19 protein-coding genes are annotated in these 26,809 nt (G+C 38.9%); 10 read left to right on the top strand and 9 right to left on the bottom strand.

Translation table 11 applies throughout. The features are described from left to right. Positions 1 to 575 precede the first annotated feature (575 nt). Positions 576 to 1,028, top strand: coding sequence for a Rab5-interacting family protein (locus H6G41_RS15355; protein ID WP_190747047.1), 453 nt, complete (start codon positions 576 to 578; stop codon positions 1,026 to 1,028). An 83-nt stretch (positions 1,029 to 1,111) separates the two neighbouring features. On the opposite strand, the gene H6G41_RS15350 is transcribed toward H6G41_RS15355, so the two are convergent. Beyond that, complete coding sequence (locus H6G41_RS15350) at positions 1,112 to 3,400, bottom strand: response regulator (RefSeq protein ID WP_190747046.1); 2,289 nt, start codon at positions 3,398 to 3,400, stop codon at positions 1,112 to 1,114. A gap of 664 nt (positions 3,401 to 4,064) precedes the next feature. Between H6G41_RS15350 and H6G41_RS15345 the strand changes: the two genes are divergently transcribed. After that, entirely contained in the window at positions 4,065 to 5,372 is a 1,308-nt protein-coding gene (locus H6G41_RS15345; protein ID WP_190747066.1) for a glycoside hydrolase family 10 protein, read from the top strand. 106 nt (positions 5,373 to 5,478) lie between these two features. On the opposite strand, the gene H6G41_RS15340 is transcribed toward H6G41_RS15345, so the two are convergent. Continuing rightward, the gene (locus H6G41_RS15340; protein ID WP_190747045.1) at positions 5,479 to 6,522 is read right to left on the bottom strand and encodes a hypothetical protein; all 1,044 of its coding nucleotides are present in this window, start codon (positions 6,520 to 6,522) and stop codon (positions 5,479 to 5,481) included. A gap of 10 nt (positions 6,523 to 6,532) precedes the next feature. Continuing rightward, complete coding sequence (locus H6G41_RS35140) at positions 6,533 to 6,778, bottom strand: hypothetical protein (protein WP_096642757.1); 246 nt, start codon at positions 6,776 to 6,778, stop codon at positions 6,533 to 6,535. 927 nt (positions 6,779 to 7,705) lie between these two features. On the opposite strand from H6G41_RS35140, the gene H6G41_RS15335 reads away from it, so the two are divergent. Continuing rightward, a complete protein-coding gene (locus tag H6G41_RS15335; protein ID WP_190747044.1) occupies positions 7,706 to 9,040 on the top strand; it encodes a glutamate-cysteine ligase family protein in 1,335 nt (444 codons plus the stop codon). Positions 9,041 to 9,173: 133 nt separating this feature from the next. On the opposite strand, the gene H6G41_RS15330 is transcribed toward H6G41_RS15335, so the two are convergent. Next, positions 9,174 to 9,644, bottom strand: a complete 471-nt coding sequence (locus H6G41_RS15330) for an Hsp20/alpha crystallin family protein (RefSeq protein ID WP_190747043.1) — start codon at positions 9,642 to 9,644, stop codon at positions 9,174 to 9,176. A 191-nt stretch (positions 9,645 to 9,835) separates the two neighbouring features. Further along, complete coding sequence (locus H6G41_RS15325; RefSeq protein ID WP_190747065.1) at positions 9,836 to 10,537, bottom strand: rhomboid family intramembrane serine protease; 702 nt, start codon at positions 10,535 to 10,537, stop codon at positions 9,836 to 9,838. 252 nt (positions 10,538 to 10,789) lie between these two features. Here H6G41_RS15325 and H6G41_RS15320 point away from each other — a divergent pair, with 252 nt between their 5' ends. The 3 genes from H6G41_RS15320 (at position 10,790) to H6G41_RS15310 (ending at position 15,614) form a co-directional block, all read left to right on the top strand. Next, positions 10,790 to 13,063 carry an ATP-binding protein gene (locus H6G41_RS15320; RefSeq protein ID WP_190747042.1) on the top strand — a complete coding sequence of 758 codons (2,274 nt, stop codon included), beginning with the start codon at positions 10,790 to 10,792 and terminating at the stop codon, positions 13,061 to 13,063. A 53-nt stretch (positions 13,064 to 13,116) separates the two neighbouring features. Then, the gene (locus tag H6G41_RS15315) at positions 13,117 to 13,566 is read left to right on the top strand and encodes a response regulator (protein WP_190747041.1); all 450 of its coding nucleotides are present in this window, start codon (positions 13,117 to 13,119) and stop codon (positions 13,564 to 13,566) included. A 392-nt stretch (positions 13,567 to 13,958) separates the two neighbouring features. Then, on the top strand, positions 13,959 to 15,614 hold the full coding sequence (locus H6G41_RS15310) for an ATP-binding protein (RefSeq protein ID WP_190747040.1): 1,656 nt from the start codon (positions 13,959 to 13,961) through the stop codon (positions 15,612 to 15,614). Between the two features lie 146 nt (positions 15,615 to 15,760). Here H6G41_RS15310 and H6G41_RS15305 read toward each other — a convergent pair whose 3' ends face one another. Continuing rightward, the gene (locus H6G41_RS15305; RefSeq protein WP_374939431.1) at positions 15,761 to 17,290 is read right to left on the bottom strand and encodes an FAD-dependent oxidoreductase; all 1,530 of its coding nucleotides are present in this window, start codon (positions 17,288 to 17,290) and stop codon (positions 15,761 to 15,763) included. Between the two features lie 412 nt (positions 17,291 to 17,702). Between H6G41_RS15305 and H6G41_RS15300 the strand changes: the two genes are divergently transcribed. Continuing rightward, positions 17,703 to 18,605, top strand: coding sequence for a class I SAM-dependent methyltransferase (locus H6G41_RS15300; protein WP_190747038.1), 903 nt, complete (start codon positions 17,703 to 17,705; stop codon positions 18,603 to 18,605). 159 nt (positions 18,606 to 18,764) lie between these two features. On the opposite strand, the gene H6G41_RS15295 is transcribed toward H6G41_RS15300, so the two are convergent. Next, the gene (locus tag H6G41_RS15295) at positions 18,765 to 19,148 is read right to left on the bottom strand and encodes a cyclic nucleotide-binding domain-containing protein (RefSeq protein ID WP_190747037.1); all 384 of its coding nucleotides are present in this window, start codon (positions 19,146 to 19,148) and stop codon (positions 18,765 to 18,767) included. Between the two features lie 512 nt (positions 19,149 to 19,660). Between H6G41_RS15295 and H6G41_RS15290 the strand changes: the two genes are divergently transcribed. Continuing rightward, positions 19,661 to 21,553, top strand: coding sequence for a lipoxygenase family protein (locus H6G41_RS15290; protein ID WP_190747036.1), 1,893 nt, complete (start codon positions 19,661 to 19,663; stop codon positions 21,551 to 21,553). Positions 21,554 to 21,604: 51 nt separating this feature from the next. Here the strand turns inward: H6G41_RS15290 and H6G41_RS15285 are convergent, their stop codons facing one another. Then, positions 21,605 to 22,489 carry a ParA family protein gene (locus H6G41_RS15285; RefSeq protein WP_190747035.1) on the bottom strand — a complete coding sequence of 295 codons (885 nt, stop codon included), beginning with the start codon at positions 22,487 to 22,489 and terminating at the stop codon, positions 21,605 to 21,607. A gap of 521 nt (positions 22,490 to 23,010) precedes the next feature. On the opposite strand from H6G41_RS15285, the gene H6G41_RS35770 reads away from it, so the two are divergent. Together H6G41_RS35770 and H6G41_RS15275 are read left to right on the top strand one after the other, a co-directional pair. Next, a complete protein-coding gene (locus tag H6G41_RS35770) occupies positions 23,011 to 24,390 on the top strand; it encodes an AAA family ATPase (RefSeq protein ID WP_190747034.1) in 1,380 nt (459 codons plus the stop codon). Between the two features lie 2 nt (positions 24,391 to 24,392). Next, on the top strand, positions 24,393 to 25,151 hold the full coding sequence (locus tag H6G41_RS15275; RefSeq protein WP_199316182.1) for a chromosome partitioning protein ParB: 759 nt from the start codon (positions 24,393 to 24,395) through the stop codon (positions 25,149 to 25,151). 86 nt (positions 25,152 to 25,237) lie between these two features. Here H6G41_RS15275 and H6G41_RS15270 read toward each other — a convergent pair whose 3' ends face one another. After that, a complete protein-coding gene (locus tag H6G41_RS15270; protein WP_242037937.1) occupies positions 25,238 to 26,545 on the bottom strand; it encodes a response regulator in 1,308 nt (435 codons plus the stop codon). Between the last annotated feature and the right edge of the window lie 264 nt (positions 26,546 to 26,809).

Below are 26,809 nucleotides of genomic sequence, written 5' to 3'. Positions count from 1 at the left end.
ATCGCAGTCTAATAACTACAAATATAGATATTTCAGTTCCGGAAAATTAAGTTGATTATTTTTACACTTAAGTTTTCCACGTTAAAATTATCCTTGTGAAATAAGATACCGTTTTCTTGACAATTAGACCCATGACGTAACTATAGTTCACAAAAGCAAATCGCACAACTGACATATACTTACGTATGCATAAAATAAGTTAAAAAAGTTATTTCTTTAAAATCATTTAAGCTGTATAAAGAATAACTAAATACTGAGGACATAATTCTTGACAAATTGATACAATTTGTTTAGATTTCCATACATTCTGATGTCAAAGTTGCCGTTTACAATAAAAATCAGTCTTGAATAGTAGGACAACAAGTAATACTGAATTCTTGGTCAGCGATGATTCTAAATCAGGCAATACTCTAGCAGGATATCGCTAGAACAACTGAACCTAGTTAGGTGGGCTAAATGAGATTTATTTATCGCTAAAGATTGCTCAATAGTTGATGAAGAATTATTACATTCAATAAACAAATAAATCTGTTCGCGGCTATTACCCAATTATCCACAATGGAGACAACCAGTTTATGAATCCCATCCAAAATCAAGCTGTCGAATTATGGCAGAATATATCGGATAAAGACACAGCTTTAACTTTAAAGAAAGGCTTGCAAAAGTTTTGGGAGTTGCTACAGCAAACATTACAACTCTGCTTTTTTATTGTGCTGTTGGGAGTAGCTTTGATAATTTGGTTTTGGAGTATTGGTTACCAAAGCGGCCGCTATTTTCGTAATTGGACGGAAAATGATGTTAAATCTCCAGATGACTTGGTCACTCAGTTAATAAATATGCTACTCAAGCCGTTGCAAGTTTTACCAGATTGGGCAAAAACGCAAATTCAAGAATTATTAGGAATTGAATTAAAAGCACTACCATCTGCAAAAACTCAAAATATCTTACCTGCAACTAAAGATACTAGTCTTGCGGTAGATGTGAAAAAAGAAGTTTTAGAAAATGAAACTTCCAGTTTACGCAAGTGAGAAAAGACGGCAGAGGGTACACTTCCAAAGGGTATATCCACAGTTTCTCTTCTCTTCTGCCGTCTGCCATCTACCTTATTTGCTCAAGTAGTCTTTTTCAAGACAATGTGAATTGTCTGTAGTAATTGGTTAATGGTGTAGGGTTTGAGTAAAAAAGCTTGCACGCTAATACCATGAACTTCTAAAACTTTGCGATTGGATGTAAATCCGCTCATGGCAATTATTTTGACAGATGGATTGATATGTTGTATTATCCGCGTCGCCATTAATCCATCTATTGACGGCATCTGTACATCCATCACAACTAGGCTAATTTCATTTTTGTGCTTGGTGTAAAGAGAGATTGCTTCTACCCCGTTCATCGCGGTAATGGTTTTGTAATTGTATTCTGCTAGTAATGTTTTGGTAACCTCTTGAATCGATGCTTCGTCATCGACAATCATGATTAATTCGCCGTCACCTCTAGGTAAATCGCAATTATCGGCTTCTGGTGTTGAACATTGCTCAATAGCTGGTAAGTAAACCGAAAACTTACTTCCTTTACCGAGTTCGCTCTTGACTTGCACAAAACCACCGTGATTTTTCACAATTCCCATAACAGTAGAAAGACCTAATCCAGTACCTTTATTTAGTTCTTTAGTAGTAAAAAAAGGCTCAAAAATTCGCTCTAAGAGATTTTCTGAGATACCGCATCCTGTATCTGCAACTGAAATCGCTACATAATTACCGACTTTTGCTGCTAAATCCATCTTGGCATAAGCTTCATCGACAAAAAAGTTTTCGGCAGAAATAGTGAGAACGCCACCATCAGGCATAGCATCATAAGCATTGACGCATAAATTCATCAATACCTGATGGATTTGTGTCGGATCTACCCAGATTGTGAAAAGATTTGGTGTGGATATATCAATACAGACTTCGATTGATTTGGGAAAGGTACTGCTGATAATTTGCTCAATTTCTCTAAGTAGGTGTTTAATTTGTAAGGGAATTTGCTTACCTTCTGAGCCGCGAGCAAAGGATGTAATTTGCTTGACCAATTCCCCACCGCGTTTAGAATTATCTGCCAAAATCTTGAGTAATTGGCGGTTTTTATCATCTAAATTCGGAAATTTATACAGTAGTAGTTGAGCAACTGTTAATACAGGTGAAAGGATATTATTTAAATCGTGAGCAATTCCACTGGCTAAAATGCCAAGACTTTCTAAACGCTGTGTTCGGTAAAATTGTTGTTCTAGTTGTTTTTTTTCCGTAATATCAGTATCAACTGTGAGAATTGATTGTGGTTCTCCCATTGGGGAATACATGAGAGTCCAGCGACTAGAAACAATTAATTCTTGCCCAGATTTAGTAATTTTATTGAGATCGCCATGCCATTCTCCTTGGTCAACAACAGTTCTTAAAGCTTCTTCTACTTGCGGCGATATCTGTTTATATAAAAATTCATGACATTCCTTACCCAGAATCTCGGCAGATGTCCAGCCATATAAGCGTTCCGCACCTTTGCTCCAAAATAAGATTTGATAATTCAAATTACGGACAAAAATTGCATCTGGTGAGATATCAATTAAAGCTGCTTGTTCGTGGAGTTTCTGTTCTGCTTGTTTGCGTTCGGTGACATCTCTACCAACAGCTTGTATTTCAATAACTTCACCTTCTTGATTGCGTAAACCTGCAACTTCCCATTGAAACCAGCGGATACCTTTGACTGTGAATGCGCGTTGCGCTTGTGTAGTTAAGCGGTAAGGTGGTGAGGACAAAGCTTGCATATTTGCCATGACATCAGGTAAATCATCTGGATGCACAAACTGAAGTATGGACTGACCAAGAAACTCATCCGGTTTAAAACCAAATGTCTCACCTGTAACTGCATTCGCAAATGTCAAGCAACCATCTATGTCCATACGGATAATCAGATCGGTTTGGCTTTCAACTAATTTACGGTAAAGTTTTTCGCTGTTTTCTAGCTGTTTAATCAAGCGCGTTCTTTCTAAGACTTTTTGAATCGCTAAGCGCAAACTAACTGCTGTTACATGTTTTTTAATGAGATACTCAGCAGCACCGCTTTTCATCGCCTGTAATGCTATCTGTTCGTTTCCCTGATCTGTCAAGATAATGACTGGTAAGTTGGTTAAATCTAATTGAATTTTTAAATCACTTAAAAAATCCAGTCCATCCACATCAGGAAGTAGATAATCTAAGACGATCACGTCTGGGAGTTGCTGCTGACATAATAAAAGTGCTTGTTTACCAGTTTCCGCCTCTAAAATTTGATAGGTATGTTGCTGATCTCGCAGCAAATAGCGTTGGTAGGTTTCCCTTTCTTCCCAAGACTCATTAACCAGTAAAATTACTTGTAGTTTTTCACTCATATCTACCTCCGCTAATCTATTTAAAAATTTCATCGAGCTAGTTAGGTGGGAAATGCGATCGCCTCTTGCTCTTTCTTGACCAACATGGAAAAATACAGCTTTTTTACTGGGTTCTCATCGAGGGCTGATGGAGGTAGTACGCACAACTGAAATTCAGTAAGATATTAATTTTGCACAATTATGGGCGATCGCTCCATTGAATGTTTTCGTTACTAACAATAGCCGCAGACATTAATAAATGAGGTTTATTTCATTTGATGGTGATATTGATCAAGTCGATTTGTAATAAAATCAATCTTGGGAAATAGAAATTAATATTTTTATCTCCTCCTGATAGCAGATTTAATTTAAATTTAATAAAAAACTTTGAGTAACTTGTGAGGATAAATTTTATTAGGCAACGCTTGTCAGTTTTTCTGCCACTGACAACTGTACGGGCGGGTTCACAGATATCCTTAAATATCCATAACGATCTCCCATAAACCCGCCCCTACTGACTACTGACAAAATAGATATATTGGGCACTAAACGAATACTGAGTACGTCATTGATTTTTAGTTGCTGAGTTTGCTTTAAACAAAGTCAGATCAAGATTTCGATGGACAGGGAATGCATATCTACCAGTTAATCAATTTTCTAGTAGGCATAAATGCTTGTAGACTATATGACTAGTAGATTTCATCATCAAAGCCTGCGCGTGTGGGTAGCTAATGCATTAATCAAACCTATGAAACTAATTTTGAAAGTAATTTCTGTTTTTCAAGGTTGGCGACGTAGACACGCGTCCACTTTTAGTCAGACATTGCGCAAGCGTCTTTTTGCGATCCTAGTCTTGATGTCGTGTATAACGATATTACTGGTAGATAACTTCACTGCGGCGATCGCTCAGAATCCCCCATTACCCCGCCAAGAAATTCGCGGAGTTTGGATGACTAACAACGATATTGACGTTCTCAAGGAACGAGCCAAAGTCACTGAGTCCGTCAGCAAACTCCGCAGACTAAATTTCAACACAATCTATCCTGTAATCTGGAATTCCGGCTACGTCATGTATCCTAGCGCTGTCGCCAAGCGTACAGGTATTCAACCCTTTGTCTTGCGAGGCTCAGACGGACATGATATTTTAGCAGACCTCATAAACCAAGCCCATCGTCAGGGATTACTCGTAATTCCTTGGTTTGAGTTTGGCTATATGGCTCCGCCAACATCAGAATTGGTAATGGAGCATCCCAACTGGTTTACCCAAAAGCAAAACGGCGGTCAAACCTCGATTAGTGCGGCTGGTGAGGTCATGTGGCTGAATCCTTTTCATCCAGAAGTCCAGCAGTTTATCACTAGTCTGGTAATGGAAAACATCACCCAATATGATGTGGATGGCATTCAGTTTGACGATCACATGAGTTTGCCAGTTGAATTTGGCTACGATAAATACACCGTTGCGTTGTACGCTCAAGAGACAAAGAAAAACCCTCCCACTAATCCTCACGATCCGGCATGGGTGCGCTGGCGTGCAGATAAAATGACAGCATTCATGGTACAACTCAACCAAGCTGTTAAAGCCCAAAAACCTCGGTTGATTTTCTCTGTTGCGCCTAACTACTACGACTTTGCTTACAAGTTTCAACTCCAAGACTGGCTCAACTGGCTCAGGCTGAATATTGTCGATGAGCTAATTGTGCAAATTTATCGCCCCAATCTGCAAAGTTTTGTGGCTAATATTTCTCGCCAAGAAATTCAAGAAGCGCAGAAATCTATTCCCACTGGTGTGGGAATTATGGCAGGTTTGCGAAACAATCCCGTATCAATACAGCAAATTAAATCTCAAGTGCGAGCTGCTCAAGAACGGGGTTTAGGGGTATCTTTCTTTTATTACGAAAGTCTTTGGGAATATCCTAAAGAAACATCTACACAAAGACAAGAAGCATTCCAAACCCTTTTCCGCTCTCCAGCACTGCGGGCGAGATTAGAGTAAGCTCATAAGTTGCATGATAAGTTGCATGAGCTGAATTTTTGAGAACAGCGAAGAGTCCAGAGTTAATTTTGACTTTGGACTCTTGACTATAGCGATGGTTAATCGTTCAACTTCTTGCTCGCATTAAATTTGTATCCCATGTATACAATCCAACTTTTTCGGGAACTCTAGAGAATCGCCCTGTACGATAACCCCGCGATAGCTCATTCAGCACCTTACTTTTAACCTCTCGCAGTTCATCCGCATCTAGTTCGCCATATAGCCCAGCGATCACTTCCGCTACGGTAAAAACTTTGCCGGAATTTTGCCTTAACAAAGAGGTGATGGCGTCAATTAAAAATTGGCCCTCATATGCTCTGAGCATGGGGACTATTTTGCTCTTGGAAAGAATTATGGGTTTCTTCTTTTTCTGGGAGAGAGTTCTGGTAGAAGCGTGGCTATTATTTGCATTGAGCAACTTTAGATCCAAGGTATAACAACCAGGTTCGTCGGGTATGGCAGACCAACTACTACCTTTACCTTGAGTAAGTGAAGATTGGACTCTACCTTTAACTACTTTGAAAATACTTGGGTCTAAATCTCCATAGAGCGATCGCACGATGAAATCTATATGACATACTGTACCGCTATATGCCTGCAAGACCCTTTTGATCGCTTCGATGCGATTGATACAGTCTCGATACTCAGGTAGCATCGGAAAGTCCTGTCCTTTGATTGATTGCTCTTTAGTTTCTAAAGAGGACTCACCGGGGAAATTAATACTTGCAGATTCAGACTCTCCATCATCTGTAGTCGCAGACGATAGATTCTCTGGCTGTAAATTTTGCGAGTCTGGAAGTTCAGGTTCTGGAGATTTTGAGTTAGTAGACTCTAGCAAATCGCTATCCGCATCAGAAATGCTATCTAGGGATAATATCTCTTGTGCTTGACGAGCTAATGTCTCATCAGTTACATCAGAACTGACAATTTTTTGACTGGTAGCTAAGTTTGACCAGTTAGATAACAACGCTTCTACATGATTGAGATGTGATCGCGCTTGTGTATATAAGCGTTCGTACTCTTCTACAATGCGTGCATAGTAGTCTCTTAATTCCAATAGTGGAGAGAGGTAAGTATCAGGAGGAGGTTCTAATTTTCCCTTAACAGTCATAAAAAATTAATCAATCCAAATCAGATTTACTTTTGTAAGTCATCGGTCTGGGCTTAGCTTTAGCCGCTGGTTTCTGCGGTTTTTTCGGCGCTTGGGGAGGGCGACAGCGTTCACAATATAACGGTCGAGGCCCATAAGTCTCCCGTTGTGTACTCTCATTACACTCCTTGCAGATAAAGTGAAAAACACGAGTGTGGATTTCTCTTTGATGTGCCCGAACTGTGTACTCTCTAACGTTTATTAACTTACTTGGCATAATAACAAGTTGTGAATTTCCGTCCTATCAATATAGCTATTCAAGCAAATGAAATAGCATCAGTGTGTATCTAGTTGCCGATTTTCGGCAATTTTTTTGGCTTAAGCTATAGACTTTGTCATGACAAGAATCCTATGGAGTTGGAAATAAATATTATCCACTCTCATCAGAGTCCGTCTAAAAAGTCATTACCGATACACTAAGCAAGTTAACATTCCTCTAAACCGCCCTGAAAAAGGGAGACTTAAAGCTGCACTTGTCCCCGTTCACAGTTGGCTAGGGAGCAAGAACAAAATATCTAATATTTCAAGATACATCCTATCTGAAGAATTTTGCTTCTAAATTAAGTCATACTTTATCAAGAAAACTAGATAACAGTTATGTAGTGTGAATGCAGTTTTTGCATTGCGATTTATGAACGAGGTCTCAGGGAGCAGTAGAAGGAAGACAACTTACCAATGATTAATGACAAGCGAGCGTTAATTTTAAAGCTGTGTTGCAAATATTAGGGAAGCTGAGGCTGATATAAGACAATAGAGTGTGTTCAAAAGTTGATCGATCGTCGTCACCTAAGAGCGGTAGTACCTACTTTCAAATATATCTAGGATGGGGTAGCGATCGCTAGTGACGACAAATTATAGAGGGCAGAAGGAAATTCCCACAAATCATTGCGCTGAAACTGTATCAAGAAAATCCCAGTTGATTTTTTGCCTAAATTTCAACTGCATAGCAGAGAACTGAGAACTGACTTTAAAACAAAAATTATACTTTTTCCTCCTGAATTGACAGAATCATTTCTTTGCGTCTTTACATCCCCTTGTCTGTTTGTCTCGCTTACATCGATGACGATGAAAATTTGTCATCGGGGCTGCTTCCTCTGTCCTCTGCTTTTCTTCAGTAACCTAAACTAAGTCAATAACTTGGGATATGGATGTACTAAAGCGTCGCATTGGTCTTGAACAAGAGTTTTTTCTAGTAGATGAAGCTGGCGATCTCAGTCATCGTAGTGATGAGTTTTTGCAGGGTTGTCATTTGATGGCTCAAGCACAAGGTTTAAACCCTCAATACTTTGTGCCAGAGTTCGTCAAAAGTATGATTGAAATTAATACTCCGCCCGCTTACTCAGGTACAGAACTGGCCGCTGAGTATCTCAAAAATCTGAAACTGGCGCTAGCTGTAGCCCGACAGATGGATTTACGGCTGTATCCGCTTTCCAGCTATCCTTTGCATATTATGCCAGTAATGCGCGATCGCCCCAATTACCATATTCAAGCCCGCACTGTCGGCTACGATCGCTTTTTGCACGCCGGCAAATGTACGGGCACGCACTTACATTTAGAAGTACCGACAGGAGTCATAGATCCTCGTGTTGCAGTCGCCTATAACTCTACAGCCAATGAGCGAGAAGAATTACTGAATATCTACAATTTGGCTACTGCTTTTGACTCAGCGCTGATTTCTTTGGGGCGGGCTTGTCCTTTTTATGAAGGTGAGGCGATTGGGCTAGCTGCACACACAATTCGTTATCGTGGTAGTGAAATCTTCGGTTGGGAGGGAGTGTATACTTATTTGCAGCCCGTAGGTGGACTGATGCCCTATGCTGAGACTGTAGAAAGTTTAGTAGAACAGCAATTTTCCCGTTATCATGCTTGGTTGCAAGCCTTAGATAAAGCCGGAATCGAACGTCACCTGTTCTTAGAAGCTGGCGGAAGCTTACTGAAATCTGCTTGGAATCCGATTCGACTCAATAAACTGGGAACTGTAGAAATTAGATGTATTGACAGCAATTACCCATCGGTAATTCTGGCTATTATTGCACTACTGGAAAAAGCTGCCCACCGAGTCAGAAACGAGCAGTTAAAAGTCAAACCAGCCAAGGATGTATATACCTTTGAACTTGACGGTAATTTCCTTTGGGTACCAGATTTTGACTATTTAAATGGTGAATTGCTGTATGCGGCGGCGACAGAGGGAGTTAAACACCACAAAGTCAAGGCTTACGTCGATTCTATTTTGCAGTTTGCCATTACAGATGGTGGTGATGGCGCAAAGTATTTAACAAAATTGCGAACTCAATTAGATAAATATCAAACTATCGAAGCCGATATTCTTCAAGAATTTACCCCAGCAACTGCTAAACTTTCGCGAGATGAAGGTTTGCGTTTGGTGCGAGAATGTTGTGACAAATTAGAAGCCCAAGTTGCATGGCTGGATACTAACCACCCCCTAGCGGCTTTGGATGAAGAACCAGTTACTTTATGAACAGATAGGAAAGCGATCGCATCTTCATGAGATCCTAGATGCGATCGCCACCTTAGCCAATCTTAGATAAATTCAGGCCACTTGAGGCTTGTAGCAGGGCAAAGTATTGTTTCCTATGCCCTATGCCCAAAACCTACCCAATATTAACCTTGACCGATTTTTGCTTATCTGACATCGATTTCGGTAAAGTTAATCGAAGAATGCCATCTTTATATTCGGCTTCTACCCGATCATTTTGCACTTCCCTCGGTAATGGAATCACTCTTTGAAATCTGCCATAACGGAACTCAGAGCGAGCTATACCTTTTTCTTCTGTCTTAGTTTCTGATTTCCGTTCACCGCTAATAGAAACTGTATCAGAAGTGACTTCTACATTAATATCTTTAGCTTCCAAACCTGGTATTTCTAGTCTTAGGTGAATTGCGTCTTCAGTTTCTTCCAGTTCTGCTGCTGGAACGAAACCAAAGCCAATACCTTCATCACCATTGTTTGTTGGCATTAACCGATCAAATAGGCGATTCATTTGCCGCTGTAAAGTGTCAATATCGCGGAATGGTTCTAACCGTTCGATATCCCGAAATGGATCCCAACGAATAAGTGCCATACTGTCACCTCATTAGAAGCAATCTTTTGTTTTCAGAAGCTCAATCTCAAGCTTCCTAATTAATAGATTAGTCCAACTTCAGAGGCTTGTTAGTTCGGTTTTATTACCAAGACATATAGCAATAGCCGTACCAGTTGTTTAGTGTCGTAAAAGGGAAGGAGGACAAATGACTAATGACTAATGACTAATCACTATCGTCTTCTTTGCAACTGCATAAAAACTGCACCAATAATTAATCCGGCTGCTTGTGCCCAGTAGCCCATGCTAAATTTATTGACTCCCCAAGGTGGTATATTTAAACTGCCAATTCCGTAAAAAAGTTGTTGGATAAACCACCAAATTAAATAAGCAAAAGCTGGTAGTTTGGCAGGAATATAAACAATTATCAAGGGAATTACGCTATCAATTTTCGCTTGAGGAAACTTCATCATATACGCCCCTAAAATACAGGCGATCGCACCGTTAGCACCAATTAAGGGAACTGATAAACTGGGTTCAGCCACAATTTGGACTAATGCTGTCCAAATACCACTTAATAAATAAAATCCTAAATACCTGCCATGTCCAAGAATGTTTTCTAAAGTCTTGCCAAAAACCCATAAAAAGATAATATTCCCTAATATTTGGCTAAAACTACCATGTAGAAACATTCCCACCGGTAAAGCAATCAACCGCCAACAGACAACTATCCAAGCTGCTGGGTTAGCGATCGCATTTGTCATCGCTCCAGCAATCTGTGCAGGAATTACACCCCAACTATAAATAAATTCACCTAATTTATTACCGAGTTCTAATTGGATTTCCCATAAAAACACGGCAAGATTAATGCCAATCAGCCAGTAATTAATAATTGGGCGATGGCGAGTGCGCACATTATCACTAATAGGAATCATTAATGGGCATGGGGCATAGGGCATTGGGCAACGCAACAGTCAGTAGGGGCGGGTTTATTGAGAATTATCATTGATCGGTGAGGATATTTGTGAACCCGCCAGTACAACCGTCAACCGTCAACCGTCAACCTTCCAGAATAGAACTCAGCAGATGTTAGGATAAACCATCATGACAAATGATTATGAATCCGTAAAGAAATGTAAAATTTAATTGCGGTATTGTAAAAAGAAGCTTGCTATTAAATTTAAGCTATGAGCCAGTCAGAAGACAATCTTGCCTCAACGGCTTCTTTGACGAACCACGATCGCAAACCAATTCACCTACCTGGCTCTATCCAACCTCATGGTGTACTCCTCGCTCTCAATTCCCAATTACATATAGTACAAGTTAGTAGCAATACCCAAGAAATCTTGGGTAAATCTATTTCGGAATTGTTGGGTAAACCCCTAAATAGCTTACTTGATACTCAACAAGTTGAAGCGATCGCCCAATGTTGGACAAAAAAGGCTGGTATTTACACAAACTATAAAGTATTTATCAATACTTTCAATCGCGAGCAATATTTTGACTGCATTGCTCATCGTACAGAAGACACTCTGATTTTGGAGCTAGAGCCGAGTGAATCTCAATCGGAATTGAGTTTTTTAAGTTTCCATGCTTTAGTCAGTGAAGCGATCGCGGATATTCAAAAAACATCCAATTTGAGTGACTTTTTGCATCTAGTCGCCAGTCAAGTCAGAGAAATCACCGCTTTTGACAGGGTGGTAATTTATCAATTTGACCATGAGGGAGCCGGTTCGGTGGTTGCGGAAGCAAAACGAGAGGATTTACCACCATACTTAGGGCTACATTATCCGGCTACAGATATTCCTGTCCAGGCGAGAAATTTATACAAGCGGGGTATACTGCGATTCGCGCCTAATTTAACTGCGACCGCTGTCAAGCTAGTCCCCCTCGACAACCCCATCACCCAGCAACCTCTAGATTTAAGCTTATCTGTACTCCGGAGTGTTGATAGTTGCTGTATTGAGTATTATCAAAATATGGGTATAACCGGGATTTTGGTAATTGCACTCATTCAAGATCAAAAACTTTGGGGTTTAATTTCCTGTCATCACCACACCCCTCAGCATCTTTCCCATGAAATGCGGCAAATTTGCGCCTTTTTGGGGCGAATTGTCTCATCGGAGTTAACCCATAAAGTTAACGAATTAGAATTAGATTATCAAGTCAAACTCAAATCTCTCCAATCTGAGTTTATTGAATCGATTTCCCAAGCCGATAATTTTATCGATGCGCTAATTAAACCCGAAATCCGCTTACTAGATGTTGTCAGCGCTTCTGGTGCAGCAGTTTGTTTAGATAATGAAATTACCCTCGTCGGGACAACACCGGCAATTGAGCAGGTTCGTGCTGTAATTGAATGGGCAGATGATCAAATTAAAGACAATCTGTTTGCAACTAATTCCCTACCCCAGCTTTATCCAGAAAGCGTTGCGTTTAAAGACACAGCTAGTGGATTGTTACTACTGCGAATTTCCCAAGTCCGGCGTTATTACATTCTCTGGTTTCGTCCTGAAGTGATTCAAACAGTAAACTGGGCAGGTAACCCTAATCAAGCTGTTCAAGTTACCGAGGTAGATGGTACTGTGAGCTTGAGTCCGCGAAAATCTTTTGCGAAATGGCAACAAACAGTCAGGTTAACTTCTCTACCTTGGAAAGAATGCGAACTTGATAGCGCGATCGCTCTCAGAAATGCGATCGTTGGGATTGTTCTTTCTAAAGCCGATGAATTAGCCAAAATTAACCGTGATTTAGAACGCAGTAACCGCCAATTAGCCTCTTTTGCTTACGCTGCTTCCCACGATCTCAAGGAACCTTTGCGCGGTATCTACAATTACTCAACTATTCTTCTAGAAGATTACGCCCAAATATTGGATGCTGACGCCCTGGAATGTCTAGAAACAGTGGTAAGTTTATCGGTGCGCATGGAAACTCTCATTAATGCACTCTTAAGACTCGCCCAGCTAGGACAAGCACAATTACGCAAACAACCTACCGATTTTAATGATCTAGTCAACGAATTAATTGATGTCTTTCGTGCTAGTCGTCCAGATGCTCATCTGTTTAATATTCGCATCCCTCAACCTTTACCAACAGTTCAGTGTGATTCAGTTCTCGTGAACGAGGTATTTAGTAATCTGATTACCAACGCATTTAAATACAACGATAAAGCCGAGCAATGGGTGGAAATTGGCTACCTAAATTCCCACCCACAGCAGAGAAAACAACAATCTTCTGTCACGCCTATATTTTATGTCCGCGATAATGGTATTGGCATTCCCGAACATCATCGCGAAACCATCTTTCGACTATTCAAACGCCTTCATTCCCAAGAAAAGTATGGTGGGGGAGTCGGTGCAGGATTAGCAATTGTGAAGAAAATTGTTGAACTTCACAACGGGCAAATTTGGGTGGAATCGACCCTAGGCATTGGCTCGACCTTCTATTTTACGCTGGAATAGTTTAAGATAAGTAACAAAAATCTTTTAATTATTACGTTTTGTTAAGACAACTAATGACGACAAAACTTCATGAACCTCTACTAGTCGTTGAGGACAGCAATGAAGATTTTAGGATGCTACAACGGCTGATGCGTCGCATGGCTGTAAAGAATCCTATATATCGCTGTACTAATGGAGACGAGGTTTTAGATTTGCTTTATCAAAACAGCAGGAGTGAAAATCCTCAGAAGACCCTGAGACCCTCTGTAATCCTGCTGGATTTGAATTTACCAGGTATTGACGGTCGTGATATCTTAGAGCGGCTGAAACAAGATATTAGTCTCCGAGAAATCCCGATCGTTGTTTTCACCACATCGTCTAATCCAAGAGATATTGAGTTCTGTTACCAAAAAGGCGCAAATGGCTATCTCGTGAAGCCAATGGATGCACAAGAACTACAAAAGACAATTCAAGCATTTGTAGACTATTGGTTAGCAACTAATACTCCGCCTGTCTCAACGTAATTTGTGTATTTCTGGTTGATGAGATAGTCGGGAGCAGAAAAGTACGCGGAGCCTGATACAGCAATAGACTTTGTTCGTCTATTGGTGCTGGTGTTTCGTACTCATACTGCATATAGGTTCTGAGTAGATCTGTGTCTCTGTATCTTCGAGATCTCTTAGTTCTCCGCGTCACGCTGTCTCCCCCCTCTCTCTAGCGATGTTTGCGATTTACTCTGTCACTATTGGTGCGTCGGCTAATACTTACGTAATTTTTTCAGCACTTTAGCCGAGCACTTAAAGTTTTTTCAAGAAATTTTAGATTTTATTTATATTTATTTTAGATTATTTTTAGAATTATGCAATAGCTACATAGACTAAAACAATCCCCCTTATTCCCCGATCCTCATAATTTTATGGTGGACACATGGACGCTACTGATTGTTGATGATTGTGCAGCGGATCGGAAAATTTATCGTCGATATCTTTTGCAAGATCCGTACAATACCTATAAAATTTTCGAGGCAGACTGTGCAGAAAGCGGGCTAGCTTTGTGCCAAAAAATGCATTGCGATGTGATTCTGCTAGATTTTTGCCTACCGGATATGAGTGGTTTGGAACTATTCGATCGCCTAAATAAAGAAATCCTTGATACTCCAAAAACAGTAATTATGCTGACTGGGAGGGGTGATGAAGAAGTTGCCGTACAGGCAATGAAACGGGGTGCGCAAGATTATTTAGTTAAGCAATATCTCAAACCAGATGTGTTGCAATTAGCTGTGCGGAATGCGATTAAACAATCGTACTTGCAAGCCCAACTCTACAAAACACGAGAAAGACAGCGCTTAATTGCGACAACGGCGTTACGAATTCGCCAGTCTTCAGATTTAGAGCAAATATTGAATACAGCGGTAGTAGAAGTACAGCAACTTCTCAAGTGCGATCGCGTTTTATTGTATCAATTTGCCCCAGATAATCGCGGTAAAACCGTAGCTTCTTCTGTTGAATCTGGAGAAACTTTAGCCGCATCTCATGATATCCAAGATATTTGCCAAGAAGTAGGCGGCGAAAACCATGTGTGGGGATGTAAATTACCGATTACTCAAGTTTGTGAAGTTGGATTAAGTAATGATTATTTACATTTATTAGAACAATTTAAAACAAAAGACAATTTAGTTGTGCCGATTCATTTAAGTAACAATGGCGATCGCGAAAATCCGCTTTGGGGGCTGTTAATTGCGCACCATAGTTCTCAAGAACGCCAATGGCAAACTGATGAAGTGGAAATGCTCAATGAATTATCAGTACAATTAGCGATCGCCATCCAACAAGCTGAATTACTAGCCCAAACACAAGCCGCCCTCCTCAAAGAAAAGCAACTTAATACCTTTAAATCGCAAATTGTCGCCACAGTTTCCCACGAGTACCGCACGCCGTTGACTTCCATTTTGGCGGCTGCATCAACTTTAATCAAATATGGTCAACAATTAAATGAATCTAAACAACAAAAGTTTTTAGGCATGATCGAGGAAAAAGCTAGGTCAATGTCTAAACTAGTGGATAACATGTTGATGGTTAACCAAATTGAACTGGATAAAACTAGATTTAAGCCGATTCCACTCGATTTGCTGCAATTTTTTACCGATATTCTCGAACAAGCACAAGAGACATTAACTCACGAGCATGAATTAATTTTTAACAGTAGTGGAAATTATCAAGACTTTTGGGGCGATCGCGGGCTTTTGCAACAAATTTTTATAAATTTAGTTTCTAATGCTATTAAATATTCTCCAAATGGCGGCAACATTAAATTTGAGTTGATTGGTACTGAATCAGATGTGATGGTTTACATCAAAGATGAGGGGATTGGTATCCCCATAGCCGATCAACAAAAGTTATTTCAATCCTTCAGTCGTGGAAGTAACGTTGGTACAATTCCCGGTACAGGTTTAGGATTAGCGATCGCCAAATCTTGTGTCGAGTTACATGGGGGTAATATTCAATTATCTAGTCAAATTGGGCAGGGAACTAAAGTGATAGTTAGTTTACCCAAACAGCCGAGTTTTGTTTAAGTATAGGGCATTGGGCATTGGGCATTGGGCATTGGGCATTGAAAGGCGGTAGTTGAGCGAAGCCGAAACTACCGCGTGGAGTCCGCACACTGAGCGTTCGCGCAGCGTCTCCCCTTGGGAGAAGTCGAAGTGTCGAAGTGTCGCTGCTAAGGCAACCAAAAATCAGGCAGAATAGATTTGCTTAAATGACGCACTGTTTGATTGAGCGATCGCGCTACTTGGATATGGGCTTCATCGGCTTCTACAGGTAAAATCTCAGATGGCTGTCCTTGTCCTAAATAGGAAACTACCAAATTTGCCGCTTCTAAACCAGTAACATAAGCCTTTTCCTGCGACCATGAACCATGACGGTTAACAATCCAATCACCACTCATAAACACATTTGCCAAACTCGTCTTGGCTGGTAACATATGACGATAGCTTCCTGGGGCAAAATGAGTCACTGCATTAGGTAACCGAATCACACTACTATCAATCACCTTGGCTTCTCGAAAACCTGGAATGCAAGTTGTTAAATAACGCTGCACTATGGGAATAATTTCCTCATCAGCTAAATGTAAAAACTGATTTGCGTGATAAAAATCAGCTTCAATAACTGTTCCTGATTCATTTTTATATTCATCATGCAGGGCATTTAAATCAAAAAATGTCCAACCTGTAGTATCATCAAATCCAAAACAAGCATTAGAAGGACGCGGAATATTTAATTTTCTATCAAACCATAAGCGAGTTGCTAAAACATCAATTGCGCCCAAATTATTTAAATCACGAAATTCTTGCCGACTTTGTAAACTGGGGCTATTGGCAACAATTTTCTTCATTCCTGTCACCCCAACAGCAAAAATTACAGCATCAGCATCGAATACTTCACCATCACAAACCACGCCTTTAGCATGATTATTACTATCAACAATGACATCAGTTACCCGCCGTTTTGGTAAAACCTTAGCGCCAGCTTTTTCAATGCGTTCTACCCAAGGACGGAATATTTTTTCGCCCACCGTTCCCCGACACCAAACCACATCAAAATCGCTTTGATGTGCCAAAATAAAAAAGTACAACATTCCTAAAGTGGCGGCGGCGGAACACTGTTCGCCAGGTGCAAATAAACCTACCAATAACATTGGTTCAAATGCATCTTTATAGAGTCGTGCTGACACGCCAAAATCCTTAAATAATTCTCGCGCTGTGACAAAATCATAACGCCGCCATGCATCATGAGAATTATCAAAATCAACTACAGCATAAAGTAAAGGTAAGGCACTCAAACGGTCAACTAATGGGAGACGTTGAAAATGTGTGTAGAGAAAAGTTCCTAAAGGCGAGGGAAGTCTGGGTAACTCTTGAAAAATTGGTGATTCTACTTCCAAACCCGCAGGGGAATATTGCGCCGAACGAGTCCAAGATGTAAAAGGATTAATTCCTAATTCATTGATGAGTGCAAAAATATTTCTGTAAGGATACCAAAAGCCATGTATACCTGCTTCTACAGAACGTCCTGCGGCGGTTTTCCAACCCGCAACCAGTCCCCCAGGATAAGGCCCAGCTTCTAGAAGCGTCACATCATATCCTTGTTTGGCTAAGTGGTAGGTTGCACCTAAACCAGCCCAACCTGCGCCCACAACTACTACCCGTTTTTGTTGTGACTCTTCATTCATTGCCGCACAGTCTCCGATAATTGCCGTCTATAATTTAATTTAAAGTATTTGTAAACTGATTTAACTCTTTAGTAGTAAAAATACTGACAAGCAACAACAATTCTCTGGGAGAATTTTGGGCAAATATTGTTGTTTAACAAATTTTTTCGTTACCAACGACCGCGTTTTTCAGTAGTTATCAAACTCTAGATAAATTTTATCGGTAGCTAAGTCCACTTGGATGGATAAATTATAGAGAAATTATCGTTAATTTTTAAGCTATAAGTATCGATAAAATCCAACGCTGGCGACTAGTGAATACCCTAGATATAAATATACGTAATTTTTTTGAGAACTTAAATTTAATTACTTAGATAAAATTACACTTGCAGGTAATTATTATTTAGGAGTATAACAGGAAAAATGGCTAGTTATCCTTATAAATACTCTTATGACTCAATTAGCAAATTCTCCCAGCAGCTTAAGTGAATTTCAATTGCGTGATGGCATATATTTTCCGCATAATTATGCACAGTTAAATAATACTGCACATAAACAAAAATGGGATGCAATTGGTAAGACCTACTATGGTTCCCAAAAAATTGAGACAATAACAGAAACATCAGCCATTAAACAAGATTACACATTGTTAGGTGGTAGACCTGGGGGAACTTGGAATAAGTTTCCTATGAATAAATCTGTGGATTCTATTCTAGAAATTGGTTGTGGCTATGGTCGCGCTCCCTTACATCTTTCTAAAGATAAAAATCTGCAATGTCAAAAATATTATGCTATTGATATTTCCGAATCTTTATTGAGGCGACTAATTAAAGTTAAAGAAGAATATAATTTTTTTCCCGATGCTGAATTTAATATAATTTGTAATTCGGCTGAAAATTTACCTTTAGCAGATAACTCTATGGATTTAGTAATTTCTAACTGTGTATTTATGCACATACCACATGCACAGTTAAGAAATTTATTGACTGAGATATTCCGAGTTTTAAAGCCTGGGGGAATGTTTGTTTTTAACCATTCTTTTCATAACAAAGCTTGTCCCTCGCATATTATCCATAATTTCATTAGAAATCTCAATATATTTAGCAAAAATCCTATTTACCTCAAGCAATATTCAGCCATTGAAATTCAAGAAATGTTGAATTCTGCTGGGATTCAAACTAAGTGTCCCCAATATATAGTTGAACCGACAACAGAATATGCAATTTTACCGGAAACGATCAAAGGTATTCCCCTACCATTTGCGAAAGCAATTAATAGAAGTCTCAAACCTTCAGATGCGTGGAAAGACACTTTAGCTTATGGCTTTAGTGCTTACAGTATTCCCCTGGAGTGATTCGAGAACAAGACTTGTAGCGATTGTCTTAGATGTAAAATAGTGCGATCGTTAAGCAATGTAAAAATACAAAAATTGATTTCGTAGTGTTCGCGCAGCGTCTCGCAGAGAGGACTTTAGTCAGCAAATAAGGACTAAAGTCCTCACTACATTGGTATCTTATTGTCTCAGACCAGAGAGGGAATGCTCAACACGAGTCAAACGTTCTGAGTAGTTTTTCATTACTTGTAGCGCAAACAAAGGAGTTTCTTGCACTACAAAGAGAAACCTTTGCTCATCCAAAAAAGCAAGTTTACAATCTGTTTTAGCAATAGCTGTATAAGTTCTATTTTTTACGCCTACAAGTGCCCCGATCGCAAAAACTTCTCCAGCGGAAATTGTTTCTACAACCTTGCCATCAACTAATATATCAACTGAGCCTTCGATAATACCATACATACAATCACCAGGCTCTCCTACCTCAAATATTACTTGCCCTGCTGAAAGTACTTTAGGATTTGGTTGTCTTTGAAAGATAGTGATAGTCTGTACAGCATTTAACATTTAAACTGCCCCGAAATTGTATATTGTTTACCTATGTTTAGCTGAGTGCAGCCAATTGCTAATGTCAAAAACCATTAGACCCGATTAAGAATTTTGCACAGAGATATATATTATTGTAATTCAGTACACAAACGCCATCTTTGTGGATAAATTCGTAGCCAGGAATTTAGTCCTGACTACGAAGAAGGCAAAGTTCAACTACTAAATTACATGCTAGAGTAAACCAGGCAAGGTTAACGAAAGATTAAGCTTTGGTGAAACGTAATTTTATATTTGTTGCTAAAGTTTCTCTCATAACTGCATAATTAGTTTTGATTTATACCTGAGCTTTGTCTCATACAAATTTTTGCAACACAACCCTTGAACAATCGCCACTTGGGCAGAATATTTGGATAAGCTCTACGAGACAGAGATCGGATAAATCATCAATCTCAGCAACGAAAAAATTCTCGCAAGTCTTTCTTCGCTTGAGTTTTGAAGTTCTCTTTGAAAAACTACATGCAATTAGTTCCATGAATGCTTCATCCTCAGATAATTTGACAAGTCTGCCAATTAATCAAAGCCTGGAGACAACTAGGCAAGAATATCGATATAACCATAGCCATATTCCACCGCTCGCAATGGTGGATGAGCTACCTGCTGCGGAAAAATTTTCTACTAACTGGTATTTTTTGTTAGCGCAGCAGTTACGAGTGCTGTTTGTCAATACTTTGATTACCAACCGTGGTAATCGCGGTTCCAAGTCAATTCGCGACGATGTCAAATTGTTTATCTTAGAAGCTTTATTCAAGGGGGCGATTCCTTTGAATATCAGCATTATTGCTAGGGTGCTGCAAATTGTCCCCCAGTTTTTGATTAAAGGCATATCCAAGGATTTTCACGAACTTGACGATCTGTTGTTTGCTATTCTCAAAGAGAATGGAGTCCAAATTCTCAGAGATTCCCTGAATCGGGTAATTGAAATGCTGTATGCAGAACATCCGACAGGACATGTAAGCAGCCTGACAGATTACGAAAAGTTATTTCCGGTGATTGGAGTACCAGCGATCGCGCAAAATTTTCAAGAAGACGAAGTATTCGCTTATATGCGCGTAGCGGGTTACAATCCCGTGATGATTCAGAGAGTCAGTAAATTAAGCGATCGCTTTCCCGTTACCGATGAACATTACCAAGCTGTCATGGGAAGTGACGATTCCTTACAAGCAGCAGGGGAAGAAGGAAGACTTTACCTGACAGATTATGGCATTTTTGCGGGTGCGCTCAACGGAACCTACCCCAAAGAACAAAAATATGTTTATGCTCCCCTAGCGCTGTTTGCTGTACCTAGAGGTTCCAAAAGCGATCGCTTACTGCGCCCAGTCGCTATCCAATGTGGACAAACTCCAAGCCCCGATTATCCAATTATTACGCCTAATTCTGGTAAATATGCTTGGTTATTTGCCAAAACAGTTGTGCAAATTGCTGATGCTAACTTTCACGAACCCGTTACCCACCTAGCGAGAACTCACTTATTCGTCGGTGCGTTTGTCATCGCTACTTATCGACAACTACCAGCTACCCATCCCCTCGGCTTACTGCTACGTCCCCATTTTGCTGGTACTTTAGCGATTAATGATGCGGCGCAACGGATTTTGATTGCTCGTGGTGGTGGTGTAGATAGATTACTCTCATCCACAATTGATAACTCACGGGTGTTAGCCGTTAAGGGATTGCAAACCTATGGCTTTAATAGTGCCATGTTACCCAAGCAATTTGAACAGCGCGGAGTAAGCGATCGCAATTTACTACCGATTTATCCTTACCGAGACGATGCTTTATTAGTCTGGGATGCTATTCGTCAATGGGTGAGCGACTACCTGAAACTTTACTACGCCACAGATCGAGATATTCAAAATGATACCGCCCTACAATCGTGGGCGGCTGAAGTTCAGGCTTATGAAGGTGGGCGGATCAGCGAATTTGGTGAAGATGGACGTATCCAGACGCGAGACTACCTAGTTGATGCTGCAACACTGATTATATTTACCGCCAGCGCCCAACACGCAGCAGTTAACTTTCCCCAAAAAGACTTAATGGGCTACGCCGCTGCTTTACCATTAGCAGGTTACGTACCCGCCTCAATTCTCAAAGGAGAAGTCACAGAGCAAGACTACCTTAATTTGCTCGCACCTCTAGAGCAAGCCCAACGGCAATATAACCTGTTGGCTTTACTAGGTTCTGTATATTACAACAAACTCGGTGAATATCCTCAGGGATACTTTACCGACAGCCGTGTCAAATCCTTATTGCAGAATTTCCAAGAAAATCTCCAACAAGTTGAACACACCATCAATCAGCGCAACTTGAGCCGCCCAACCTATGACTATCTCCTCCCTTCCAAAATTCCTCAGAGCATTAATATTTAAAACTAGTTAATAGTCAGTTGTTAGTTCCATGCCATGCCCCATGCCCAATTTTTACAACTTCTCCAATAACTCTTGGGCTAATTGAAGAAAAGCTTTAGAACCAGGAGATTGCGGATTCATTAAAACAGCTGGCATAAAACTATCAACAGCCTTAGCCACATTCACATCAACAGGAATTTGGTTCTTACAAATTTTATCTACACCAAAATCTTCCACAACGCGATGCATAACTTGTTTATAATATCTGCCAGTGAGCAGATTTGCACTCGACATACTGAATACAATCCCCAGCATTTTTATATCAATTTTTGCTTCATGTTCGTGACTATCTTTTAATTGTCCAATGCGTCTTTCTAACAATTGAATACCCACCACCGATAAAGGTTCTGGTTTAGCAGGCAGGATATAAAAATCGCTGCAAGCTAAAGCACTGCGAGTTAAAAGATTATAGCCAGGAGCACAGTCTAAAAGAATAAAATCATATTCGTCCCGCACTGGCTTTAAGATATTATTAATTAACACTCGTTCAAAGCGATTCCAAACAGTTTCAAAATCCTGCTCGCCTAAAGCCACCGATTGTTGATGCAGCATTTCCGAAACCACAAATTCATCGTATAAATCAATATCTCCAGGCAGTAAATCCAATCCCGGCAAATTACAAACTTTGCTCTGAACGATATCATGAATCGCAAACTTAGGATTTGGTTCAGGTGTAATAACTTGATCTATTAGATATCTAAAAGTCTTTCTAGTCTTCCGCCGCTTGGCAAATTCTAAAGGCGACATCAAGCTGAGTGTGGCACTAATTTGACTATCTAAATCAAGAACCAACACCCGCTTACCGTGATTTTTCGCTAAGCAAGTAGCTAAATTGACTGTAATGGTGGTTTTGCCGACACCACCTTTCATATTTGCAGTTGCAATTACATATCCCATTGGTAAGTCCTTTGATGACGCATCCCCATCTGGGTAGCGTACACCTCTCCTGATATATGGAAATTTACGTTCAATTTAATCTTTCTGGAATACACAAAGTGATTCCAGTGACATTGCCACAATTGAGGCAGTCAGAATTATATAGCAACCTGACTTAAGTTGCGAAACCTAAGCAAAGATAAATCAATATTTATCTTTTACATCACTTTTATTTGATTTTTGAAATCCTAATAGACTGGGCAATGCCCAGAAAATCAGAGTTTTGTAAGCATTTCCCACCCTACATCATATATTTGAGCAGCTTCAGTAGGGCTTTAATTTAGATACCCATCAATTTTATTAGATTTGGTTACTGTGAATTTGTCATAATGTCCAGAAGTTTCAGTATAAATACTAAAAATTTTATGATTTTTTACAATTTATCAAACACTTTTTGTAATCAATACTACTGAGTCAATGCCATAATCAAACAAGTATGAGCTTCTTTCCCATCACAGCAGTTTTCTATAGGGAGTAAGAGATTGCCTTTTAATCCTAAACTGTGCCGCAACGAAAGCGAAGTTGAAAGTAAACTCATCGTTCAATATTTGCTACCAGCACTAGGTTATACTCCTGACACCTGGCATCAAGAGGTAGTACTTGGTAGCATCCGCTTAGATTTCTTAGCTTTTGCAGTGCAAGTGGTTCCCTTTGTTTTAGATGCAAACTCGCCATTGAGTGTCGTCATGGAAGCGAAGCATCCGAAGCACAATTTAAATAATCATGTTTCCAGACTCAGACATTATTTAACAACCTTAAATGTGCGTTATGGATTGTTAACCAATGGTAAGGAAATCAGAATTTATGAAAAATTTCAATATGAGATTCAGCTAGTTTTTCAGTGTGCTGCTAAAGAAGTAGAAACGAAGATAGAAGATATTAAAAATTTAATTGGTAGAGAGAGTCTACAAGAAAGACAGAATCTAAATAATTTAGATATTCAAATATCTGAAACTAAATCAAGTTCTGAAACCAAGAGGCAAAATTCAATGAAAACGATTGCGGTTTACCATAATAAAGGCGGTGTGGGTAAAACAACTGTTGCCGTTAATTTAGCAGCAGCTTTGAGTAAAAAAGGCAAAAGAGTACTTTTAATAGATATAGATTCTCAGGCGAATACTACTTTTGCTACTGGATTAATCAAGTTTCAATTTGATGAAGAAGATGATTTACGCGCACTAAATGTATCACATTTATTAGAATCTGGAGATTTTAATCATATATCTGAAATTAGGCGGCAGTCTCATTATTTTAATAATCCCGAAATCGATGTTATACCTTCTCATATTAGCTTGATTGATAAGCAAGATATGTTAAATAAAATGGCAGTTAGCAGACCTAGGTTGATTTCTAAACTCAAAAATGTAGAAAATGATTATGACATTATAGTAATTGATACTCCCCCATCAAGAGACTATTATGCTCAAGTTGCCTTAATTGCTTCTGATTACTTAATAATTCCTTCAGATTTAAAACCCTTTGCAAACCAAGGCTTGCCAACGGTCAAAATTTTTGTTAATGAAATTAACGAATACAGAAACATGATAGGGAAACCAGCCCTTCAAATCATAGGAGTTCTTGCTTCTAAAATTTCAACTAATCCTAAATTTTTACAGTACACTTTTCCCAGACAGAGAAATGTAATATCTGATCGATATGGCTTACCTTTGATGGAAGCAGTTATCTATGACAGAACCTCTCTATCAGAATGTATGAATAATTTTATAACGATTGGAGAATTAGAATACCCAGATCCTAAATCAATTATTAAGTATGCAGAATCAAAAGCTAATGCTCAACAGTCAGCTATGGAATTTGAGGTTTTAGCCAAAGAAGTTTTAGAAAAAATCGGAGCCAAATAATTATGAAATTTTATACAGTTGATGTCAAAAATATAATTTGTGATGTTCCTGCTTCAAATTTTGAAGATGATGCTTTAAATAACCTCACTAATACAATAATCGAAAGCGGTGGGCTTATTAAACCCTTGGTTTTAAAAAATATCGATTTAGAAACTTATACAGTAGTTGATGGGCATTTTGAATACTATGCTGTTGTTAAGGCAAGAGAGAAAAACCCTCGCCAATTTGAAATGGTAAACGCTTTTGTTATTTCATCCAATGATGAGGAGAAAATACTTAAGCAAGTAGCTACTTTTAAGCAACTAAACTCAAGTGGAGACCCAGAAGATAATACATCTATCGAAATAAGAGCCAAATCAAATTACTCAAATTTTACAAATGATGACTTCAGTGTATTAAAACAGCAAATTGATCATTTAAGGTCTGAACTAGCACAAGAAAGACAGGACAGGCAGAAGTTGTATGAAATTATGAAGTTACTTGAAAATAAAATTCCTCAACAAATTCAACCATTAGAAATATTTAATAATCTAAATTTATTAGAACTTAATTTCAGATTAAGAACGGCTGGTTTTACTGATAAAAAAGCTGTTCAGGTTGTTGAAAGTATTGAGAAAGAACGTAAAAAGAAAAAGTTTGAATCCTTGAAAGATGTAGTAGAAAGAGTAACCATTGCAAATGGTAAAAAACGGATTAAGGGTATAAGTAGCGATAAAATGGTAGATATAGTTGATATTTGGTCACGTATTTTATTTAATTAAAATTGCAGATGATTAAACGCTTTTGGTTTGCGTAAGTCCTGAGTTCATTGACCTTTTTTGGAAAAATAAAAACTGGGATGCACCCTTCATAACCTTTCTACAAGCGCTGAACCCTCGTAAATTGGCAAAGATGTGGAAGTTGACGAACTCAAAACCTTGTTAGCTGTGACTACAGTCGATAGATATTTATGTACTATATCCAAAACTTTATCAGCATCTATGGGCTTATTCATAAAGTCTGTCGCACCAAAAACCTTAGAGCGAACTTTATCGAACAGACCATCACTACCTGTTAATATAACTACAGGTGTGTTAGCTAAAACAGAACTTCGCCTTAACTGAGCACAAATTTCATATCCATTAACAACAGGCATAAGCAAATCTAAAAATATCAAGTCTGGCTTATGCTGTATAAGAATTGGAAGAGCTTGTACAGGGTCTTGGATATTAATAAACCTCATACCATTTGAGGTAATAATTTCCTGGAGGATTTTACAGATTTGAGAACTATCATCTATACAAGCGATGAGAGGAGAATTTAGTTTTTGAGGCGGTACTAAGCGCTCGTTATTTTTAGATTTAGTGGCTGGTAAAGTTAAGTCGGGTACTTCTATAAGTTCAATGATTCCTTGACGGATATAGGGAAGTAGAGAACGAGTTATTGATAAAGGATTCTGATTTCGGAGCGCAGCTAAATCCCATAAGCTATATTTGCCGTTAATAGAATTTGTAAAATTTTTGTAGACAGATGAGTTTACCTGCTGCTGGAGTTGTTCTGGTTTGCGAATGATTGGTGCTAAGTGAGGAGAAAGATTAGTCAAACCAGCGGTTGACCAATTATTCCAGAATTCTTGTGCTTGTTTAATAATGGTATTGGGAATTTTTACATCAGTTGATGCTTTTAAAATTACGTCTTGATGGCGCTCATGACGTAAGGTTCCACTGTTTAGATGTTGAGCTATATCGAATAATATTTCTGATATTATTCCCCTAGTAATAGCATCGATTTGCTGAGGTTTGATTTGATATTTTTGACAGAGAATTTTTATGAGCTTATAATCCCAATAATCTATTGAGCTATCTTCAATATGTGATAGCAATTTGTTAATTTCAACTTGATAACAATTTGGTGTTATGTATCGATAAAACCGCCGACATTGACGCTCGCTTCCAGTTATCCAAACTATCTGTCCTAGCTCATAATAAAAAGTCCAATGAGTTTTTTGAGAACTTTGAATTTTTAGCTTGCCGCTATACTGAATTTTATTAAAGTATTGAAGCTCATCCCATAATTTATTTAATTTTGTCTGTTCTAAAGAGAGCATAATTTTAATGAGTAGTGCAGCCAATAAACGTGGTGTCAGCCAAAGAAAATTTATCAGATTAGCAAACATACAAATATTGAAAAATTAGCAATTTTCATCTCGGCTAATATTTTCTTAATTTGTATGAAATTAAATTTGAAAAAATAAGAAATTGTTGTCTGAAAAAATAAACTACTTTTGTTGGATGAAACTTAACATTAATTAAGTTTTACGTCATTTACTTACTTAATTTATAGATTAGAAATTATATTAAAACATATTAAGTTTTCAGATAACCGTAATAGTACTGGTTTCAAATTTCATAGCTTTTAAGCCATATATCAGACTTTTTTG

It is taken from the genome of Tolypothrix sp. FACHB-123 (assembly GCF_014697075.1).
Classification (GTDB): Bacteria; Cyanobacteriota; Cyanobacteriia; order Cyanobacteriales; family Nostocaceae; genus Aulosira.
Note: the sequence above shows the minus strand (reverse complement) of the source record. Positions and strands in the feature narration are given on the sequence as shown.

Bases quoted from the DNA above. Each gene is read 5' to 3' on its own strand.
- H6G41_RS15355 (WP_190747047.1), top strand. From the start codon at position 576: ATGAATCCCATCCAAAATCAAGCTGTCGAATTATGGCAGAATATATCG.
- H6G41_RS15310 (WP_190747040.1), top strand. From the start codon at position 13,959: ATGGTGGACACATGGACGCTACTGATTGTTGATGATTGTGCAGCGGAT.
- H6G41_RS15275 (WP_199316182.1), top strand. From the start codon at position 24,393: ATGAAATTTTATACAGTTGATGTCAAAAATATAATTTGTGATGTTCCT.
- H6G41_RS15345 (WP_190747066.1), top strand. From the start codon at position 4,065: ATGACTAGTAGATTTCATCATCAAAGCCTGCGCGTGTGGGTAGCTAAT.
- H6G41_RS15320 (WP_190747042.1), top strand. From the start codon at position 10,790: ATGAGCCAGTCAGAAGACAATCTTGCCTCAACGGCTTCTTTGACGAAC.
- H6G41_RS15335 (WP_190747044.1), top strand. From the start codon at position 7,706: ATGGATGTACTAAAGCGTCGCATTGGTCTTGAACAAGAGTTTTTTCTA.
- H6G41_RS15325 (WP_190747065.1), bottom strand. From the start codon at position 10,537: ATGATTCCTATTAGTGATAATGTGCGCACTCGCCATCGCCCAATTATT.
- H6G41_RS15270 (WP_242037937.1), bottom strand. From the start codon at position 26,545: ATGTTTGCTAATCTGATAAATTTTCTTTGGCTGACACCACGTTTATTG.
- H6G41_RS15300 (WP_190747038.1), top strand. From the start codon at position 17,703: ATGACTCAATTAGCAAATTCTCCCAGCAGCTTAAGTGAATTTCAATTG.
- H6G41_RS15285 (WP_190747035.1), bottom strand. From the start codon at position 22,489: ATGGGATATGTAATTGCAACTGCAAATATGAAAGGTGGTGTCGGCAAA.
- H6G41_RS15315 (WP_190747041.1), top strand. From the start codon at position 13,117: ATGACGACAAAACTTCATGAACCTCTACTAGTCGTTGAGGACAGCAAT.
- H6G41_RS15340 (WP_190747045.1), bottom strand. From the start codon at position 6,522: ATGACTGTTAAGGGAAAATTAGAACCTCCTCCTGATACTTACCTCTCT.
- H6G41_RS15350 (WP_190747046.1), bottom strand. From the start codon at position 3,400: ATGAGTGAAAAACTACAAGTAATTTTACTGGTTAATGAGTCTTGGGAA.
- H6G41_RS35140 (WP_096642757.1), bottom strand. From the start codon at position 6,778: ATGCCAAGTAAGTTAATAAACGTTAGAGAGTACACAGTTCGGGCACAT.
- H6G41_RS15330 (WP_190747043.1), bottom strand. From the start codon at position 9,644: ATGGCACTTATTCGTTGGGATCCATTTCGGGATATCGAACGGTTAGAA.
- H6G41_RS15290 (WP_190747036.1), top strand. From the start codon at position 19,661: ATGAATGCTTCATCCTCAGATAATTTGACAAGTCTGCCAATTAATCAA.
- H6G41_RS15295 (WP_190747037.1), bottom strand. From the start codon at position 19,148: ATGTTAAATGCTGTACAGACTATCACTATCTTTCAAAGACAACCAAAT.